17 protein-coding genes are annotated in these 16556 nt (G+C 53.8%); 15 read left to right on the plus strand and 2 right to left on the minus strand.

The genetic code is table 11. The features are described from left to right. Position 1: 1 nt before the first annotated feature. The 11 genes from NST43_RS06245 to NST43_RS06295 all read left to right on the plus strand — a co-directional run bounded on the left by NST43_RS06245 (position 2) and on the right by NST43_RS06295 (position 9707). A complete protein-coding gene (locus tag NST43_RS06245; RefSeq protein ID WP_339223167.1) occupies positions 2–1252 on the plus strand; it encodes a DUF58 domain-containing protein in 1251 nt (416 codons plus the stop codon). Further along, positions 1249–3492, plus strand: coding sequence for a transglutaminase domain-containing protein (locus NST43_RS06250; RefSeq protein WP_339223168.1), 2244 nt, complete (start codon positions 1249–1251; stop codon positions 3490–3492). Before NST43_RS06245 ends, NST43_RS06250 begins: the two co-directional genes overlap by 4 nt. 94 nt (positions 3493–3586) lie before the next feature. After that, a complete protein-coding gene (locus NST43_RS06255) occupies positions 3587–4111 on the plus strand; it encodes a YqeG family HAD IIIA-type phosphatase (protein ID WP_209993806.1) in 525 nt (174 codons plus the stop codon). Between the two features lie 8 nt (positions 4112–4119). Beyond that, complete coding sequence (yqeH, locus tag NST43_RS06260) at positions 4120–5241, plus strand: ribosome biogenesis GTPase YqeH (RefSeq protein ID WP_209993865.1); 1122 nt, start codon at positions 4120–4122, stop codon at positions 5239–5241. A 20-nt stretch (positions 5242–5261) separates the two neighbouring features. Further along, positions 5262–6140, plus strand: coding sequence for a shikimate dehydrogenase (aroE, locus tag NST43_RS06265; protein ID WP_339223170.1), 879 nt, complete (start codon positions 5262–5264; stop codon positions 6138–6140). Between the two features lie 51 nt (positions 6141–6191). Continuing rightward, positions 6192–6485 carry a ribosome assembly RNA-binding protein YhbY gene (gene yhbY / locus NST43_RS06270; RefSeq protein ID WP_036697934.1) on the plus strand — a complete coding sequence of 98 codons (294 nt, stop codon included), beginning with the start codon at positions 6192–6194 and terminating at the stop codon, positions 6483–6485. A gap of 12 nt (positions 6486–6497) precedes the next feature. Continuing rightward, positions 6498–7088: a nicotinate-nucleotide adenylyltransferase gene (locus NST43_RS06275; RefSeq protein WP_209993804.1), complete on the plus strand. Its 591-nt coding sequence runs from the start codon at positions 6498–6500 to the stop codon at positions 7086–7088. Next, positions 7072–7650, plus strand: coding sequence for a bis(5'-nucleosyl)-tetraphosphatase (symmetrical) YqeK (gene yqeK, locus NST43_RS06280; protein WP_339223173.1), 579 nt, complete (start codon positions 7072–7074; stop codon positions 7648–7650). The genes NST43_RS06275 and yqeK overlap by 17 nt, the downstream gene beginning before the upstream one ends. Then, on the plus strand, positions 7647–7994 hold the full coding sequence (gene rsfS, locus NST43_RS06285; protein ID WP_209993802.1) for a ribosome silencing factor: 348 nt from the start codon (positions 7647–7649) through the stop codon (positions 7992–7994). The genes yqeK and rsfS overlap by 4 nt, the downstream gene beginning before the upstream one ends. Continuing rightward, positions 7991–8914 (plus strand): S1-like domain-containing RNA-binding protein, encoded by a 924-nt coding sequence (locus NST43_RS06290; RefSeq protein ID WP_209993801.1) that lies wholly within the window; start codon positions 7991–7993, stop codon positions 8912–8914. The genes rsfS and NST43_RS06290 overlap by 4 nt, the downstream gene beginning before the upstream one ends. A gap of 22 nt (positions 8915–8936) precedes the next feature. Next, the gene (locus NST43_RS06295; RefSeq protein ID WP_339225351.1) at positions 8937–9707 is read left to right on the plus strand and encodes a class I SAM-dependent methyltransferase; all 771 of its coding nucleotides are present in this window, start codon (positions 8937–8939) and stop codon (positions 9705–9707) included. A gap of 554 nt (positions 9708–10261) precedes the next feature. Here the strand turns inward: NST43_RS06295 and NST43_RS06300 are convergent. Further along, on the minus strand, positions 10262–10420 hold the full coding sequence (locus NST43_RS06300) for a hypothetical protein (RefSeq protein WP_036697952.1): 159 nt from the start codon (positions 10418–10420) through the stop codon (positions 10262–10264). A gap of 118 nt (positions 10421–10538) precedes the next feature. Next, complete coding sequence (locus NST43_RS06305; RefSeq protein WP_339223176.1) at positions 10539–11498, minus strand: winged helix-turn-helix transcriptional regulator; 960 nt, start codon at positions 11496–11498, stop codon at positions 10539–10541. Between the two features lie 461 nt (positions 11499–11959). Here NST43_RS06305 and NST43_RS06310 point away from each other — a divergent pair, with 461 nt between their 5' ends. From NST43_RS06310 to NST43_RS06325, 4 genes are all read left to right on the plus strand, one after another. Beyond that, a complete protein-coding gene (locus tag NST43_RS06310; protein ID WP_339223177.1) occupies positions 11960–13357 on the plus strand; it encodes a sugar ABC transporter substrate-binding protein in 1398 nt (465 codons plus the stop codon). 190 nt (positions 13358–13547) lie between these two features. Continuing rightward, a complete protein-coding gene (locus NST43_RS06315; protein WP_209993799.1) occupies positions 13548–14438 on the plus strand; it encodes a sugar ABC transporter permease in 891 nt (296 codons plus the stop codon). An 18-nt stretch (positions 14439–14456) separates the two neighbouring features. Then, positions 14457–15299, plus strand: a complete 843-nt coding sequence (locus NST43_RS06320; protein ID WP_209993862.1) for a carbohydrate ABC transporter permease — start codon at positions 14457–14459, stop codon at positions 15297–15299. 28 nt (positions 15300–15327) lie between these two features. Next, the gene (locus NST43_RS06325) at positions 15328–16290 is read left to right on the plus strand and encodes a family 43 glycosylhydrolase (RefSeq protein WP_339223179.1); all 963 of its coding nucleotides are present in this window, start codon (positions 15328–15330) and stop codon (positions 16288–16290) included. Positions 16291–16556: the final 266 nt, after the last annotated feature.

A 16556-nucleotide genomic window follows, 5' to 3' on the forward strand; every position in this document is an offset into this window, starting at 1 on the left:
GATGAGGGCCTTACTTACGCGGGCTGCCGCTGCGGTTCAGCTGAGGAAGTTCATGGGGGTTCTGGCGATTTGGGTCATCACACTCTTCTACGTGCTGTTTCAGGGCGGCAAAACCTCGTTCATGCTGTTCATCATGGTCTCTGTGCTCATTCTGTATCTGTTCATTGGCGGTCTTGAAGGGGTCCGGCGGGCCAGAGGCTCACGCAGCTTCTACTCGGAACAGGACAAGCCGGATCTCCTTTACGCCGGGGGGTATCTAAAAGTGAAGCTGGACGTGACGATTCCGGGATTTCTGCCTTTGCCCTACGTGATCGTAAGGGAAATTCTGAAGCGCCATAACGGAGAGTCCTGGGTGTTCGAGGAGAGCCTGATTCCGAACATGGGCGGACGGGGCGAGCTGCTGTTCCAGACGCCGCTGCTGGAGCGGGGCCGTTATTCTTTTGAGAATACGGATATTCTCAGCGAGGATATCTTCGGTCTGATGGAGCACAAAGGAACCTTCAAGGCAGAAGGCCAGTTCCGGGTTATGCCCAGGGCGGTCGTGGTGCCGCGCTGGCAGCTGTATGAGCGCAAGGCGCGCCTGTCCGGGCCGCAGGTATCGCTGCTTCAATCCCGGCGCGAGACCACGCAGATCAACGGTGTCCGTGATTATGTCTATGGCGACCGGCTGACGCGCATTCACTGGAATGCTACGGCGAAGACCGGCGAGTGGAAGTCCAAGGAATTCGAGCATGAATCCGTTCCCAGAACCATTCTGGTGCTGGACGGTACCTCCAGCGGCTATTATAACTCCGCACAATTCGAGCTGGCGGTCTCGATTACCGCTTCCCTACTCGGCTTTGGCATCCGGGAGCGGATCGGCATCGGCCTGTGCTGTCTGGATAAGCATAATAAGGTGTTCAGTCCGGCGGAAGGCAATGCCGAGCGGCAGAAGATGATTCAGTATTTGATTGACATCAACGCAGAAGGCAAGGGGCCGCTGATTAACAGACTGGAGAGTGTCCAGCGGATGTTCCCCAAGGGATCGTATTTCGTACTGATTAGTCCGCAGAGCGGCAGAGTGGTGCTGGATACGCTGCACTGGGCGGAGAACCGGGGGATGACCCCTTCCCACATTCATGTTCTTCATCCTTCCGGGAAGTACCGGGCCGGAGAGTGGCAGAATATTCTGCACTCGCATGGAGTTACCGGACATAGCATCAGCACACTTCAGGAGCTTCCTGCGGTACTAGGAGGTGATTCTGTCCGATGAAGCACTGGTTTCAGGCAATCCGATCCTCATGGCATCACGGGCTGACGCTGCTATGGGTGAGCATTATCGCTATGCAGTGGGTGTCCTATACGGTGCCCTTCTGGCTGCAAGAGACAACCTTAGCTGTGGCGCTTACCCTGCTGGCCGTAACAGCTATTGAAATCATTTTTCCGTTCAAAAGAGTGTACCGCATTCTGCTGGAAGGCGCGGCAGTCCTATTTATTATCTACAACGTTATTATCAGTTACGGAATCTACATTCCTGATCCGCTGCTGCCGTCATTTCTTGACCGCTTGCCCGGGATAGCGGTCTCGATGATTCCGTACATCTGGTTTGCGCTGGGGGCCTGGGCGCTGCTGCTTGTGTCCGCCTGGTGGGTGAACGGCAAGGTGCGGATTCTGATGTTCATCGCGATGAATATCACGGCCTTCGCCGCGCTGGATTCGTTCACGACAGCGGTAATGTGGCAGGAGGTAGCCTGGACGGTCTTTGCCGGTATGGGCTGGCTGGTCACACAGCATCTGAGGAATTTCCAGCTGCATTATCCGCGGGGCTGGACCTATATGCTGAGGTATCCGATGAAGGTTGTCTTGAATATAGCGATCATTTTCTCATTGGTCATCCTTGCCGGGGTGAATATGCCGGGCGTGCGTCCAACCTTAACCGACCCGTATACCGCCTGGCAAAAGTGGAACGGTAACTCCGTCTCGTCCAGACCCTCCTCCGGTAACGGGGACAGCGCAAGCGGCGGGTCAGCGGCGAACGGGACGACCTCGGGCTACAGCCTGAACGATGACAATCTGGGCGGGGGCTTCAACTTCGATTATTCGCCGGTCATGCAAGTGACCTCCGATCTGCGCACCTATATGCGCGGCGAGATCCGCAGCGTGTATTCGGGCAAAGGCTGGACAGATGATGATACCTCCGGCCGGGGAAGGCATAACGAGGTGGAGGTGGGCGAGCCGCTGGAACGTGCTGCCGCCTCCAAGACGGAGACCCGTACGCTCAAGCAGACCGTCAAGCTGCTCGGAGGGAACAGCTATCCGGTTCTGTTCGGCGGCTATTCGATCTCGGGGGTAGACTCGGTGGACGGGCAGGAAAAGAGCAGCGGCTTGTCCTGGCGGAGTGAAGACAGTGAACTGCTGTGGAATCCCGGAGGCAAAACAAGAGCTTACCCGCAGACCTATGTGGTAACCTCGGAGGTGCCGGTGGTTCCCCTTAAGGAACTGAGCATGCAGACCTTCGAGCAGCTCTACAGCAACAAGAATATCGACCCGCAGTATCTTCAGCTCCCGGATAACTATCCTGAGCGGGTGAGCGCGCTGGCCAAGGAGATTACGGCGAGAGCGCAGACTCCTTACGAGAAGACGATCCTGCTGCAGCAATATCTGCAAGCATCGTTCCCTTATACGAATCAGCCGGATACCTCACGGGCCAGAAGCAAGGACATGGTCGAGAGCTTCCTGTTTGAGATTAAGGAGGGATACTGCGATTACTATTCCACGGCGCTTGTCACTATGGCGAGGTCACTGGATATACCGGCCCGTTGGGTGAAGGGGTATGCTCCCGGGGAGCAGGCCGAGATTCCGGATAGCGTAATGCTTCAGCAGGGCGCTGCCGGTTATGTGAATAACAACTACACGATTACCAATGCGGACGCCCACTCCTGGGCCGAAATCTATTTCGGCGATTACGGATGGGTACCTGTAGAGGCAACGCCCGGCTTCGATGTTCCGGTGCTGACGCAGAGTGAGCAGGATAATCCGGACCAGCCTGAAGTTCAGGAAGAGGAGCCGGAGGAGCTTGAACCGGCGGCATCGGGCCAGACGGACAACTCTTCCGGATTCCATCCCGGCACCTGGGCAGTGGCTGGAGCAGCGGCTGTACTCCTGCTCTGGACCCTATTCCTCATCTGGCAGCGCCGGCTGAGCCTGCGCTTCCTGTTCACCCGTATGCGCCTCGGCGGCCAGCCCACTCCGGCGCAAAAAGTTGTCATAGAAACGGAGCGCTGGGTAAGGTATATGCGCAGGAAGGGTATGCTGAAGAAAGAGCATGAAACCTTGCGCGAATCCGTAGCACGGTGGAGCGTGGAACGCCCGGAATCAGCGGGCAGCCTTGCTGCACTGCTGAAGATGTTCGAGCGGGCCAATTACAGCCCTGAGGTTATTGAAGACAAAGACTGGCACAGCGTGTATACTGAAGCTTTGCGGCTGCGAAAAAGCAAGAAGTCCGGCAAGTAATGCTCCTGGGTGATGTAATGCTGCCGGACCCTGGATTTTGGCAGTCCTATAGAGCCGGGTTACAAGTTTCCTGCATGAAAATGAGGTGAAGGTATTGTTTGAAAGATTAGTCCCCAAGCTCCGGGTAAACACGGTGTTTGATATCGGTCTGGAAGAGCTGTATCGCCGGGGGTACCGCGGAATTATTACGGATCTGGATAATACGCTGGTCGGCGCCAAGGCGCCGCTGGCTACTCCTGAGCTGCTGCTCTGGTTCGCGAAGGTGAAGGAGCTGGGCTTCAAGCTAGTGATCGTGTCCAACAACAATATGGACCGGGTATCGCGTTTTGCGACCCCGTTGAATATTGAATTCGTACATCAGGCCAAGAAGCCCAGCAATTCTCCGTTCCTGCGGGCTATGAAGCTGATGGAGCTGGGGCCGGAGCAGACGATTGTCGTCGGCGACCAGATGCTCACTGATGTATACGGCGGCAACCGGCTGGGATTGTTCACGGTACTCGTCCTGCCGATCTCCGTCAAGGATGAAGGCATAGGTACAAGAATTAACCGCAGAGTGGAGCAGATTGCCTTGACCCGTCTGCGGAAGCAAGGATTGTGGCAAGAGGAGGATAAATCTTAATGAATGCAATGAACGATGAAACAGGGCGGCCTGAGAAATGCAGCGGCTGCGGCATTAAGCTCCAGAGCGTGGACAAGGAGCTTCCCGGCTATATCCCGGAGGTTGCCTTTGAACGGGAGCCGGTGATCTGCCAGCGCTGCTTCCGGATCAAGAATTACAATGAAGCCTCTTCCGTATCGGTGAATCAGGATGAATTCCTGAAGCTGCTCAGCGGAGTAGGGGAGAAAAATGCACTGGTGATCCATATTGTGGATCTGTTCGATTTCGAAGGCAGTCTGATTTCCGGTCTGCAGCGGTTTGTCGGCAATAATCAGGTCATTCTGGCGGTGAACAAGATCGATCTGCTGCCGAAGGTGACCAATTGGAACCGGCTGCGTAACTGGATGCAGCAGCGCTGCAAGGAAGAGGGACTGCGCACGGCGGAGATAGTTCTGGTCAGCGCGAAGCGCAATCAGGGCTTCGACCGTCTGCTGGAAGTGGTTACGGAGCTCCGCGGACAACGTGATGTCTATGTCGTCGGGGCTACCAACGTAGGCAAGTCCACCTTGATTAACCGGCTGATCTCCGATTACAGTGACCTGGAAGAGGAGCTGACGACCTCCCGTTATCCGGGCACGACCCTCGATATGGTCAAAATTCCGCTGGACGACGGCCATTCCATCATTGATACACCGGGAATCGTGTACCCGTGGCGGTATAGCGAGCTGGTCGAGCGTAAGGATCTGGCTGCAGTGATGCCCGAGAATCCGCTCAAACCTGCGGTCTACCAGCTGAATGAAGGCCAGTCGCTGTTCTTCGGCGGATTGGGACGCTTCGACTTCGTCCAGGGAGAACGCCAGTCCTTCACCTGCTTCATCAGCGGGACCCTGAAGATTCACCGCACGAAGCTGGAGCGTGCAGATTCCCTGTATCAGGACCACCGGGGCGAAATGTTGTCTCCGCCGGCAACTGCCGACATGGACAAGCTGCCGAAGTGGCAGCGCCATGAATTCCGCATTGCCAGGAATAGTGAGACGGACCTGTTCATCTCCGGCCTGGGCTGGATCAAGGTGAATGGTACAGCCGGGGCGGTCATCGCTGTCCATGTACCGCGCGGCGTCAAGGTACTTACCCGTCCTTCGCTGATCTAATTGTACAGGAGGAGGGCGACATGACTGAGACAGGCAGGAACACGCAGAGTCACGGGGAGCTTCTGCTGGGCGTGATGGGTGACCCGATTGCCCAGTCCAAATCCCCGCTGATGCAAGGGGCGGCGCTCCAGGCGCTCGGTCTCTCCGGTGCGTATGTGCCGCTGCACATTACGCCGGACAAGCTGGGCGATGCGGTGCAGGCAATACGGACCCTTGGCTTCCGGGGCGTGAATGTAACGATTCCGCATAAGGTTGCGGTGATGGAGTATCTGGACCGACTTGATTCAAGTGCGGTGGATGTCGGCGCAGTAAATACCATCGTCAATGACAAGGGTATCCTGACCGGCTTCAATACGGACGGCATCGGATATGTCCGCTCGCTCAAAGCTGAGGCTGCGCCGGATCTCACCGGCACCCGTATTCTGGTGATTGGAGCCGGCGGTGCGACCAGAGGGATTGTCTCGGCGCTGCTGAAGGAGCAGCCGGCATTGGTCCTGATTGCGAACCGTAATGAGGAACGGGCTTGTCAGCTGGCAGATAGCTTCAGCAGCCGGGGCAGCATAGCAGGAGCAGGGATGGATGCCGTTCCCGGCGTGCTTGGCAGCATGGATATCGTAATCAATACGACATCGGTAGGTATGTATCCGCATATGGAGGACATGCCGATCGATCCGGCCGGGCTGCATGAAGGGATGATTGTCAGCGATCTGATCTATAATCCGCTGCATACCCGGCTGCTTACAGAGAGCCTGAAGCGCGGCTGCACCGTTCACGGCGGGCTGGGCATGTTCGTATACCAGGGCGCTTACGCCCTGGAGTACTGGACGGGACTTGAAGCTCCCACAGCGATTATGCGGCAGACTATTGCAGATTGTCTCGGCCAGGTGCCGGGCAAATGATTTTCACTGAAAAGGGTAATAATATATGTTAATTAAGGAGTTTTCACATTTATGTTAACAGGCAAACAAAAACGTTATCTGCGCTCTTTGGCCCATCATCTGGATGCTGTATTTCAGGTTGGCAAAGGCGGCGTAAACGATCATCTGATCCGTCACATTGAAGAAGCTATTGAGAAACGCGAGCTGATGAAGATCAGTGTACTGAATAACAACGCTGATGATCCCAAGGAAATTGGTGCCGCGCTTGCCGAGCAGTCCGGTTCGGAGCTTGTTCAGGTTATCGGCAAGACTATCGTTCTGTACAAGGAATCACGCGACAACAAAACGATTGAGCTTCCCAGATAGGAGGTTGACCTCTTGAGAGTAGGCATAATGGGAGGTACCTTCGATCCTCTGCATATCGGTCATATGATGGCCGCAGAGACGGCGCGCGAGAGCTACGGTCTGCAGGAGGTCTGGTTCATGCCTTCGCATATCCCGCCTCATAAGCATGAGGCCGGGGCAACCGGTGAAGAGCGGCTGGCAATGGTGGAGGGGGCGGTGAAGAATCACCCTTCCTTTGGCATTCTCGACTGGGAAATTGTGCGGGGCGGAGTATCCTATACGCTGGAGACGGTAATCAGTCTGCAGGAGGAATATCCGCAGCATGAGTTCTTTTTCATCGTGGGTGCGGATATGGTTCAGTATCTGCCCAAGTGGCAGGGGATCGAAGAGCTGGTGAAGCGGTTGACCTTCATCGGTGTCGGACGTCCGGGCACTCCGCTGGATCTGGGCCTGCTGCCGGAGTTCATTGCCGATAGAGTGCTGCTGGCGGATATGCCGCTGGTCGATCTCTCCTCTACCATGCTCAGAGCCCGGGCCGCCGAAGGAAAGTCGATCCGCTATATGGTGCCTGATGCTGTGTATGAATATGTTCAAAGGAGTGGATTGTATGGAGTACAGCCGTGAAGCGCTGATTGAGGCGGTATCCGGCCAGATGCCGGACAAACGCTGGAAGCATACACTCGGTGTGATGGAGTCCGCTGTGAAGCTGGCGCAGCGTTATGGCGCTGACCCGCAGCGGGCAGAGACCGCAGCCATCCTGCATGATGTGGCCAAATATTGGCCGGTAGAACGGATGCGGGAGATCATTGAACAGAATGGATTATCCGCCGAGCTTTTGAAATATGACAAGCAGCTATGGCATGCCGAGGTTGGTGCTTATACCGCCGAGCATGATTATGGCATTCAGGATACTGAGGTGCTGGACGCGATCCGTTATCATACCTCGGGCCGGGAGAACATGAGCCTGCTGGAGCGGATCGTCTGTCTGGCTGATTATATTGAGCCTGGACGGGACTTCCCTGGTGTGGAGGAGATCCGCAGGCTATCGAAGGTCAGCTTGGAGGAAGGGCTGATTGCAGGACTGGATTCCACCATCGGCCTGCTGCTGGAGAAGCGCCGGATCGTATTTCCGCTTACGGTACTGGCGCGCAACGATTTAGTAAGAACATTGGAGGATAAACTATGAGTGTACAATCAAACAAGCTGTTTGAGCTGGCGTTGAACGCCGTTCAGGATAAAAAAGCAATGAACGTGGTGGCCCTGGATCTGCGCAGTGTGTCGCCGATCAGCGATTATTTCATCATCTGCCACGGTAATTCCGATACCCAGGTTCAGGCGATTGCCACTGAGGTACGTAAGGTAGTTCATGAAGCTGGCGGAATGATTAAAGGCATCGAGGGGATGGATGCGGCGCGCTGGGTACTGATGGACCTTGGCGATGTGATTGTCCATGTCTTCCACCGCGATGAACGTGAATATTACAATATTGAGCGTCTGTGGTCGGATGCCAAGGTCGTGGAGACGGTATGAGTCTGATTGCAGGAACTACGGTTACGCTTGAAGTGATGCGGGAGGTATCCCCTTACGGGTACTTCCTGAGCGCAGGCGACCAGGATATCATGCTTCATTACACCGAGCTTGTGGGCAGCAAGCCGAAGATCGGCGACAAGGTGGAGGTATTCCTGTTCTTCGATACCGAGGACCGTCCTGCGGCTACGATGAAAAAGCCGTATCTGACGCTTGGTGAGATGGCGCTGCTTGAGGTGGCGGATATCCATCCACGGCTGGGCTGCTTCCTGGAGATGGGGCTTGGACGGCAGCTGCTGCTGCCGCTCAGTGAGCTTCCTGAGCTAGTGGAGCTGCGTCCGCAGATTGGCGACAAGGTCTTCGCAATTATGGAGCATGACAAGCAGGGACGTCTTCGTGCCAAGCTGGCCGGAGAGCAGGAGCTCGCGCCGCTGGCCTTGCCTGCACCGGAGTCCTGGCAGGGGCAGAGTGTCACCGCCCGGGTGTACAAGCCGCTGCAGATGGGCACCTTCGTGCTTGTAGACGCCGGTGTGCTCGGCTTCGGCATCATCGGTATGGTCCACTCCTCTGAACGTGCCCGCTTGTTGCGTCTGGGTGAAGTGATTGAAGCGCGCGTGGCGCATATCCGTGAGGATGGCCGCGTCAACCTCAGCATGGGCCACCGCAAGGAAGTGGGCCGTGATGTGGATTCGGCGGCCTTGCTCGACTTCCTGGCCTCCCGTCCGGGCGGCGGAATGCCGTATTCGGATGCTACGCCTCCCGATGTTATCAAGCAGCGCTTCGGCATCAGCAAATCAGCGTTCAAGCGTGCGCTCGGCAAGCTGATGAAGGAAGGGCTGATTGTCCAGAAGGAGAACTGGACCTATCTGGCTGCCCGCGAAGAGGAGCAGGCCGGACCGGACAGCGATTCTGACAACCAATAGTATAGAGAAAGCGGTGTACGCAGTGTCTTCCTATGGCAAATTTGCTTATGTATACGATGCGCTTATGGCGGATATGCCGTATCCGGATTGGCTGGCCTTTGCCGAGACGGCATGGGGCAAATACGGCAAGCCGCGCACGGTAGCCGAACTCGGCTGCGGTACCGGCAGCCTGACGATTCCGCTGGCGGGGGCAGGGTATCACATGACGGGGATTGATCTTTCTTCGGACATGCTGTCCGTTGCCCAACGTAAGCTGGAGCAGCAGCCGCAGGGCCGGCGCTTTTTGCGGGAGGGCAGTGTGCAGTGGGTTCAGCAGAACATGAAGGAATGGGAGCTGCCGGAGCCGGTAGATGCCGTCATCTCCTTCTGCGACTGCCTGAATTATGTGCTGGAGGAGCAGGACATCCGGTCTGTGTTCTCCAGTACGTATGACGGACTGAAGCCAGGCGGGACCTTCCTGTTCGATGTGCATCATCCGAACACGCTGATCCGCTATGAGGAAGAGCAGCCTTTTGTGCTGGATGAGCCGGACATCTCCTATATCTGGACCTGTGAGCTGGATGAGCCGCGCCGGGAGATTGAGCATCACCTGTCCATCTTTGCCCGTGAGGAGGGCCGCTCAGACACGTACCGGCGGTTCGAGGAGACTCATACCCAGCGTGCCTATGACCCGGAGTGGATGAAGCAGGAGCTGCTAGCCGCCGGATTCAGCGAGGTGTCGGTTTATGCGGACTTCAAGTGGGTGGCGGCGGATGATTCGGCGCAGCGGCTGTTCTATGTGGCTGTGAAATGAAGCTGCTACAGAGAACTTGAACTTGAAGCATAATCGTCACTGCGGAGAACATTTGGACTTACGGCCGCTGTTGTCTCCAGATGTTCTGAATTGTACCGCTATTAGCGGATAACATCCGGAGACAAAGGCGGACGCTGCCGCTCCTAGAGTTCCAAATTTCCCCTCCGTTCCTTTTTGCTTTTCGTTAAATTCTTTAGAGCTTCATATATGGTTGAGGTAGTATGGAGGTCCTTACCCGAAATTGGGTAAGGGCCTTCTTTGATCTTGATATGGACCAAATGTATGTGGAAAAAAGCATACAACCGGCGCTTCTAAGGCGTAGTATGGACCAAATGTATGTGGAAATCAACATACACTAGGCGCTGCTAAGGTACATGGACCAAATGTATGTGGAAAACAGCATAGAATAGGCGCTTATAAGACGTATGGACCAGATTGTATGTGAAAAACAGCATACAATCGGCAGGCGCGAGGTGAGTAACCGCTTCGGCTTGCATGACATAGCAAACCGGACCCTATCCGAAGGATACGGTCCGGCCATCTTCCAAGTATGCTTACCGGTGTTCGAACAAATCGATGGTGCCGAGTACAATATGCGCCAGACCAAATCCAAGAATGCCGGTTGCCGCGATCTTATATCTGCTCCCCAGAAAAGCTGCACTCGAAGCAGTAACTACGGTCCCTAGTACGGCTGGTATTAACCCTTCACGCATTCGAAACACTCCCTCACGGTAGTTTGAAAGACATTCGTTAGTGTGGGTTACAGAAGGGACAATTATACTTCGAGTTTATGTCAGCGGCGGCAGGGAAGCGGCTGCACGTCCTAAACGGTCAATCTGCCACTCCCGCGGTGGTTGCCCGGCCGGTAGGGTCTTCGACCTCATGCACATTGTAGAGTACACGCGCCAGCAGATCCTGGCTGTAATTGCCGAAATGCTTGCCGTAGATGGTCAATCCGCGCTTGTTGACCGGCTTGTCCGTGACGGCAATACGGAAAGTCAGCTCGCTTCGGTAATCCAGCTTAATGTCGTCCAAGGTGATGTCGGAGATGCGGCAGCCGTCAATGAAGCTGCCCTCCTGATTGATGCGGATCAGCTTCAGCATGCCGTACTGATTGAGGTGGGGAGGCCACCAGTCCGGGTTGAAGGTGCCGCGCACATCACCGAAGTCTCCGGGGCTGGTCCAGAAGCCGATCTCGATGCCGTTCACATAAAAGTACAGATCCGAAGGGTAATTGTCGCTGAACCCGGGAGCCTCTGAGCCAATCTCCATGGAGAACTGGATCTCCCGGAAGGTCTGGTTGGCTTTGAGATAGTTAGGGATGCGGTACTCCAGGAAGCCTTCGGCCATCCAGATGATCTCGGAATCGATCCGCTGGGGATCGGCGAAGTAACGCGGCTCGTCGAAATCGCCGATGATGCTGTCCTTGGTAGCCAGACCGCAGGTCGGAACAGCCTGATAATTACTGTAATGGCCCACCTGAATCTCGACCTCATACAGATTATCCACATCCTTGCTGCGCAGATCCACCATCAGCTTATCCTTATTCAGGTAGCAGACCTTCTGAATTCCATGCTTGCCTACGGCAGTATTAATCTCAATTAAGCCGCTCTCCTCCAGCTTCTTGATATGCATCGTAATAGCCCCGTTGCTGAGATTGAGCTTCTTGGCAATTTCATTGAGATTCAGGGCCTGATTGGTCGCCAGCAGCTCAAGAATCTGGATGCGGATTTCCGAGCTGAGCGCCTTGAAGATATCAATCCCGCTCATCAGATCTTTGATATAAATCATATTTAGGGTACCTTCTTCCACTGAGGTCATGAGAATCAAAACTATTTTATAAAATTATAAACTAATCAACCCTAAAAGGAAAGTATTCTGCCTTTATTCTTGAAAAACAATTAAATTTAAGCTAAAAGTTAAAGTTGAAGGCTGTTTATTTTATATAAGTATGAATACTTAATGCGCCATTAAGTCAATAATAAATGATTTTTTTCAGTAAAAAGACAATAAACATCATTTAGTTTGAACAAATATAAAAAGATTTATACTTTTATATTTACACTGAACTTTATATATGCTATTTTATACCTGTAAGCGAATACATTCAATTGTTTCTCAATTATTTGATTAAAGTGTGAAACATAGTACATCATGCGGTAGCTTGAACTAACAGAGCCGGTGAGGTTCCCTAGTTCTTCTATATAGATTGTATCAATTGAATTGCTCAGCAAATTCTAGGAGGGGTTACAGTGTTAAAGAAAAAGGGCTGGTTCACACTGCTGTCGTTGGTTCTGATGGTATCGGTTGTACTTACAGGCTGCGGCGGGAAGAACAATGCATCGTCCGGAGGCAATAGCGGAAGCAAAGCTACGGCGAATGCCGGCAGCAAGGATTCCAAGGAAACCAAGAATCTCACGTTCATGTTCCGCGGGGGAACCGATGAGCAGAAGGCCTATGAAGGTGTTGTAAAAAAATATGAAGCCGATCATCCGAACGTCAAGGTTAAGATGGTTGTAACTGCGGCAGATCAATATGCCACTAAGCTGAAGGCCTCTATTACGGGGAACAGCGTTCCGGACGTATTCTATTTTGAATCCGGTGACCTGAAGGCTTATGTGAACAGCGGCGTGCTGCTGGACCTGACCAGCTATGTAGAGAAGAATCCTAATATTGATTTGAATAACATCTGGAAATACGGCGTGGATCTGTACCGTTACGACGGCACGATGGCCGGGCAAGGTAATTTGTACGGGATGCCTAAGGATGTAGGCCCTTTTGCGCTCGGTTATAACAAGGCCATGTTCGAAGCTGCGGGTATCCCGCTGCCGGACAAAGACAAACCTTACACTTGGGATGAATTCATCAAAGTCGCTCAGCAGCTGACCATTGACAAGGACGGAGACGGTAAGCTGGATCAATTCGGCGCAGGCTTCAACGTGCAGTGGGCCTTGCCTTCCTTCGTCTGGAGCAACGGGGCGGACTGGCTGGATGCGACCAAGACCAAGGTTACGATTGATGATCCGAAGTTTATCGAAGCCCTGCAATTTTTCACTGATATGCAGCTTAAATACGGCATTACGCCGTCCACGGAACAAGCACAGACTCTAGATACCTACCAGCGCTGGATGAAAGGTGAAATGGCCTTCTTCCCTGTAGGTCCATGGGATATGAGCACTTACGAAAAGCTTCCCTTCGATTATGACCTGATTCCTTATCCTGCCGGCTCCACCGGCAAATCCGCTACATGGACCGGCTCACTCGGTATCGGTGCTTCCGCCAAAACCAAGCATCCCGATGAAGCCGTGGATCTGATCAACTATCTGACGGCCTCCAAGGAGGGAATGGAAGCGCTGGTGAAGGCTAAGGTGCAAATCCCGAACCTGATGGATATGGCTAAGGAATGGGCCGCTGATACTACGACCAAACCGGCGAATAAAGAAGAATTCCTCCAGGTCGTGAATGAATACGGACGGGTGCTGCCTGGCCATTACACGTACAATGCTGAATGGTATAACCTGTTCTACACGGACATCCAGCCGGTGCTTGACGGCAAGGTTACCCCGGAGGAGTATGTGAAGGCGGAACAGCCGAAGATGCAGAAGCTGCTGGATAAAGCGGTCGAGCAAGAGGCGAAATCCAAGAAATAAGCTGTAACATCGTTCTTATCTAGCATACAAAGTGATGCTCGGTCTCCTGTAACAGCGGGCCGGCATCACTTTATTCTGAGATGAACTTGTATATATTTTGGGGACCCCGCAAAGTATCTGAATACTCATCGGAGCTGATGCATCACTTTGTGGGGAAAGTTATAGACTATCCGAATTTGAGGTGATTCTAATGAACGCTAAGTTGGGTCTGTATCGCAAGGAGAAAATTTACGGATTTCTGTTTATCCTGCCTCCGCTGCTGGGACTGCTGATCTTTACGCTGTACCCGATGATTTATTCGATCTATGGATCATTCACGGACTGGGATGGACTCGGCCAGATGAACTTCATCGGCCTCGGCAACTTCACGGATCTGTGGTCGGATGAGCTGTTCCATAAGGCCTTATTCAATACCTTGTTCATGATGCTTGGCATTCCGATCGGCATTACGCTGGCGCTGCTGCTGGCGCTTGGACTTAACCGGGGGGTGCCCGGGACTACCGCGTTCCGGGTCATCTATTATGTTCCGGTCATTTCTTCTCTGGCCGCAGTATCGATCATGTGGAACTGGGCCTATAACGGTGATTATGGTCTCGTCAACCAGTTCCTCGATCTGTTCGGAATCAGCGGGCCGAACTGGATGGCGAATAAATATACGGTCAAGCCGGCGCTGATCATTATGGCGGTATGGAAGGGCCTCGGTTATACGATGCTGCTCTATCTGGCGGCGCTGCAGAGTGTCTCCAGATCTTATTATGAAGCGGCGGAGCTGGATGGAGCGAATGGCTTCCAGTCCTTCTGGCATATCACCTGGCCGATGGTGCGCCCGGTAACGTTTTTCATCATCGTGACCAACATTATTGGAGGATCGCAAATTTTTACCGAGATGAACATTATGACCCCTACAGGCGGACCCGAATATGCTTCGGCCTCCGTGGTATTCTACATTTGGCAAAAAGCCTTCGGCAACTTCCAGATGGGTTATGCCTCTGCTATGGCGGTATTCCTCGGCGTGTTCATATTTGTTGTGACTCTTATCCAATTCCGAATGAACGAGAAGCAATCGTTCGATGTCGATTAACTGAAGAGGGAGGAGACCATAAATATGACGAGCAGAAGAAGAGTTACCCATAGCATTATCTTTGTTCTACTTTTAATCGGCGCGGTGTTCATGATCGGCCCGCTGCTCTGGATGCTGTCCACCTCATTCAAGGATAAGCAGGATGTGTTCGCCCTGCCTCCGGTGTGGATTCCCCGGCCGTTCCATTTCGATAAATACAGTGAGATCTGGGAGGCGGGGCCGCTGCTGAGCGGGATCAAGAACAGCTTGATTATCGCCGTCACGGTAACGGTCGTAGGTACGTTCACCTCCAGTCTGGCGGCGTTTTCCTTCTCCAAATTACGGTTTCCGGGTAAAAATAAAATATTCCTGCTGATGCTCTCATCCCTGATGATTCCGTATCCGGCAGTCATGATTCCGCAGTTCTTCATGTTCTCGAAGCTGGGCTGGATTGACACGCTGCTGCCGCTGATCGTTCCTGGCCTGTTCGGCAATATCGTGATGATCTTCTTCCTGCGGCAATACCTGAGCAGTGTGCCGAATGCCATTATCGAAGCGGCCAAAATAGACGGAAGCTCGTATTTCCGCCTGTACAGCTCGATTACCTTCCCGCTGATCAAGCCGGCGGTGGCTGCACAGCTGATCCTGTGGTTCATGGGCATCTGGAACGACTACCTGTCTCCGATTATCTATCTGAATTCACCGGAGAAGCAGACCCTCCAGCTGGTTATCGCCAACTTCAATGCGACCTATGCGATCCAGACGGACTATCCGCTGATTATGGCGGCTTCGATTATTGCCCTGCTGCCGATGCTGATTATCTTCCTTGTTTTCCAAAAGCAAATTATTGAATCTGTTGCCATCTCCGGAGTGAAGGGCTAACAGAGACAAGACCAAAGGAGAAACCATAATGAATACAAATAGAGAGTACACTAACCCGCTTGTCGAACAGCGCGCAGATCCCTGGGTATACAAGCATACCGACGGCTATTACTATTTCACTGCTTCTGTGCCGGAATATGACCGGATTGAAGTACGCAGAGCGTTAACGATTGAGGGGCTGCGGGATGCACAGCCGGTAGTCGCCTGGCGCAAATATGAGAGCGGCCCGCTCAGCGCCAATATCTGGGCACCCGAAATTCATTACATCGATGGTAAATGGTACATATACTTCGCGGCGGCCCGGACTACGGAGACAAAGGAAGGGCTGTTCGACCACCGGATGTACGCTCTGGAGAATACTTCAGCGAACCCGCTGGAAGGAGAGTGGACGGAGAAGGGGCAGGTGAGAACCGCCTGGGAATCCTTCGCCCTGGACGCTACAACCTTCGAGCATAGGGGCGTGCACTACTATGTATGGGCGCAAAAGGACCCTGAGATTGACGGAAATTCCAACCTGTATATCTCAGCCATGGAGAACGGCTGGACACTTAAGGGTCCGCAGACGATGATCTCAACACCGGAGTATCCTTGGGAGGTCATCGGCTTCAAGGTAAACGAAGGCGCTGCGGTGCTAAAGCGGGGCGGCCGGATCTTCATGAGCTTCTCGGCCAGCGCCACCGATCACAACTATTGCCTGGGACTGCTTACCGCAGACGAGGACAGCGATCTACTGGACGCTGCATCCTGGACTAAGCATCCAGAGCCGATGTTCCAGACCAGTGAGGAGAACGGGCAGTACGGCCCGGGTCATAACAGCTTCACAGTGGACGAGAACGGCGAAGATGTGCTGATCTACCATGCCCGCAACTATAAGGAGATTACCGGAGACCCGCTCTACGACCCGAACCGCCACACCCGTGCCCAGCGCCTGCGCTGGAACGCGGATGGTACGCCGGATTTCGGGGTGCCGGTGAGGGATGGCGTGAAGTAGGGCAGAGTTCAGTCGGGAAGAGAGTAGGATAGCACGCAGCACTGCGGAGTTCCGTTGAAGGCCGCTCCGAGGGTTGGTTAACGGCTGCATAGAGTGAAATGCAAAAAGTCCCGCAACCCTCTGGGGGAGCGGGACTTTTTGGTGCTGAGCTGCGGCAATAGGATATAGGAACAGAGGGGCTGTAACTGGACCTTGCGGTTGCAGTTACAGGATTTCCGCGCTGGCAGCTCCTATTGAGCCGCATTGTTGCACTTATTGCAGGAATT

The organism is Paenibacillus sp. FSL H8-0332, from assembly GCF_037963835.1.
Taxonomy (GTDB): Bacteria; Bacillota; Bacilli; order Paenibacillales; family Paenibacillaceae; genus Paenibacillus_AQ; species Paenibacillus_AQ rhizoplanae.

Bases quoted from the DNA above. Each gene is read 5' to 3' on its own strand.
- NST43_RS06245 (WP_339223167.1), top strand. From the start codon at position 2: ATGAGGGCCTTACTTACGCGGGCTGCCGCTGCGGTTCAGCTGAGGAAG.
- NST43_RS06250 (WP_339223168.1), top strand. From the start codon at position 1,249: ATGAAGCACTGGTTTCAGGCAATCCGATCCTCATGGCATCACGGGCTG.
- yqeH (WP_209993865.1), top strand. From the start codon at position 4,120: ATGAACGATGAAACAGGGCGGCCTGAGAAATGCAGCGGCTGCGGCATT.
- aroE (WP_339223170.1), top strand. From the start codon at position 5,262: ATGACTGAGACAGGCAGGAACACGCAGAGTCACGGGGAGCTTCTGCTG.
- yhbY (WP_036697934.1), top strand. From the start codon at position 6,192: ATGTTAACAGGCAAACAAAAACGTTATCTGCGCTCTTTGGCCCATCAT.
- yqeK (WP_339223173.1), top strand. From the start codon at position 7,072: ATGGAGTACAGCCGTGAAGCGCTGATTGAGGCGGTATCCGGCCAGATG.
- rsfS (WP_209993802.1), top strand. From the start codon at position 7,647: ATGAGTGTACAATCAAACAAGCTGTTTGAGCTGGCGTTGAACGCCGTT.
- NST43_RS06290 (WP_209993801.1), top strand. From the start codon at position 7,991: ATGAGTCTGATTGCAGGAACTACGGTTACGCTTGAAGTGATGCGGGAG.
- NST43_RS06300 (WP_036697952.1), bottom strand. From the start codon at position 10,420: ATGCGTGAAGGGTTAATACCAGCCGTACTAGGGACCGTAGTTACTGCT.
- NST43_RS06305 (WP_339223176.1), bottom strand. From the start codon at position 11,498: ATGATTTATATCAAAGATCTGATGAGCGGGATTGATATCTTCAAGGCG.
- NST43_RS06315 (WP_209993799.1), top strand. From the start codon at position 13,548: ATGAACGCTAAGTTGGGTCTGTATCGCAAGGAGAAAATTTACGGATTT.
- NST43_RS06325 (WP_339223179.1), top strand. From the start codon at position 15,328: ATGAATACAAATAGAGAGTACACTAACCCGCTTGTCGAACAGCGCGCA.